Genomic DNA, 1,830 nt, shown 5'->3' with positions numbered 1-1,830 from the left:
GTCCATCGTTGTGTGCCTGGGATCGACCAGATACAGGGCACGGCCGTGCTTGCGGGCCTGCTCGACCAGGGCTTTCTTGGTGGCGCCGATCGCGGCGTCGGCCGCCTTGCGGGCCATCGTCGACTTGGCGAGGAAGCGTGGCCTGAAGTCCTCCACGGCCAGCGCGTCATGGTCACGGACCACGGACTTGGCCCACTTGCGGGCGGTGTCCTGCCGCCGGGCGGCGATTTTGCGGTGGAGTTTGGCGGTCTGCTGTTTCGCCCTCTGGTAGCCCTTCGAGGCGGGCTTTCCCTTTGCGGGCTTCCTGCGGGCCATCATCCGCTGGTATTTCGCCAGCTTCTGCGCGGCCGTGCGGCCGTACTGGGGGTGCGGCAGATCGTGCGCGTCGCTGGTGGTGGTGGCGATCTCCTTCACACCCCAGTCGATACCGATCACGCGTCCGGTGGCGGGCAGCGTCTGGGTCGGGGTGACGACGACGAACGAGCCATACCAGTGCCCCACCGCATCCCGGTACACCCGCACCGAGGACGGAGCCCCGGGCAGCTCGCGCGACCACACCGGCCGCACCACAATCCCCCCCGGCCAGGTGCAGACGTCCGTCCTTGAGACGGAACCCGCGCCGGGTGTATTCGAGGGTCGGCCGCGCATCCCGCTTCTTCTTGAAGCGGGGCAGCCCGGCCCGGCGTACCATCGGCAGTCCGGACTTGATGTCCGTAAGCGCCTTGGCCCGGGATCTGCCGAAGTCCCGGATCAGCTGCTGCTGGGGAACACAGGCGCCCTGCCGCAGCCACGGCGTGCTCGCCCGGGCCCCGGTCAGCATCGCTGCCAGCTGCACCGGCCCGCACGTGCTCTTCTCCCCGGTCGCCCGGTTGTGCGCGTACACGGCCCCGGACTTGGCCACGCACTCGTTCCAGATCCACCGGCAGCGCGCCCACTCCGCCTCCAGCCCGGTACGGGCCGTCGACGACACCCGCAGACGGTAGGTGTAGCGCACGGGCGCGAACTCCCGGGCCGTCGCGGATGCCGTCATCCCAGCAACCTACCGCCCCGCACTGACAACGCCGGATCCGCCCGGCAGGCGAACCGGCCTACCCCCGCCCCGCTCACGCGGGAGCTTCGATTCCTCCTCCGCCTGAAGGCGGGGGTATCCACGAAGGAAGACACGATGACCGAGTTGCCGGCACAGCCCGTCGTGTACGAGGTCAACACCCGCGTCTGGCTGCGGGAGACAGCGCGGCGCACCGCAGGCCCGGCGGGGCTTGCGGACGTGCCCAAGGACGTGTGGGACGAGATCACGCCCTCCGGGGTCGACGCCGTCTGGCTGATGGGCGTCTGGGAGCGCAGCCCGCGGGGGCGCGCCATCGCCCTGGAGAACCCGGCCCTGCGCGGCGCCTTCGCCGGAGCCGTCCCGGACATCGGCGAGCAGGACATCGCCGGATCGCCGTACTGCATCCGCCGCTACGAGGTCGACGAGGCACTCGGCGGCGCGGCGGGCCTGGCGGCCGCGCGGGCCGAACTCGACCGCAGGGGAGTGGGGCTGCTCCTCGACTACGTGCCCAACCACGTGGCTCCGGACAGCCCTTGGGTCGGCGAGCACCCCGAGTACTTCGTGCAGGGCGATCAGGAGGACGCCCGGCGCGACCCGGACGGGTTCCTCGACACCGGGCACGCCGTGCTCGCGCGGGGCCGCGACCCGTTCTTCCCGCCCTGGCCCGACGTGGTCCAGCTGAACGCCTTCGCCCCGGCCCTGCGGCGGGCGACCGAAGAGGTGCTCAAGAGCATCGGCGGGGTCTGCGACGGGGTGCGCTGCGACATGGCGATGCTGATGAT

At 71.3% G+C, this 1,830-nt stretch carries 1 protein-coding gene and 2 pseudogenes; 2 read left to right on the top strand and 1 reads right to left on the bottom strand.

Annotated features, from left to right (window positions below; genetic code table 11):
- A pseudogene (locus tag ACQKIP_RS46485) lies at positions 1-820 on the bottom strand (RNA-guided endonuclease InsQ/TnpB family protein); the annotation flags it as partial.
- Between ACQKIP_RS46485 and ACQKIP_RS46480 the strand changes: the two are divergent.
- Entirely contained in the window at positions 708-983 is a 276-nt protein-coding gene (locus ACQKIP_RS46480; RefSeq protein WP_427745766.1) for a hypothetical protein, read from the top strand. The pseudogene ACQKIP_RS46485 and the gene ACQKIP_RS46480 sit on opposite strands and share 113 nt — an antisense overlap.
- Before the next feature lie 182 nt (positions 984-1,165).
- Positions 1,166-1,830: pseudogene (locus tag ACQKIP_RS46475) on the top strand (alpha-amylase); the annotation flags it as partial.

It is taken from the genome of Streptomyces sp. NPDC059900 (genome assembly GCF_050270335.1).
Taxonomy (GTDB): domain Bacteria; phylum Actinomycetota; class Actinomycetes; order Streptomycetales; family Streptomycetaceae; genus Streptomyces.
Note: the sequence above shows the minus strand (reverse complement) of the source record. Positions and strands in the feature narration are given on the sequence as shown.

What these genes read in the sequence shown, in the direction of transcription:
- ACQKIP_RS46480 (WP_427745766.1), top strand. Translation starts at nt 708, where the DNA reads ATGTCCGTAAGCGCCTTGGCCCGGGATCTGCCGAAGTCCCGGATCAGC.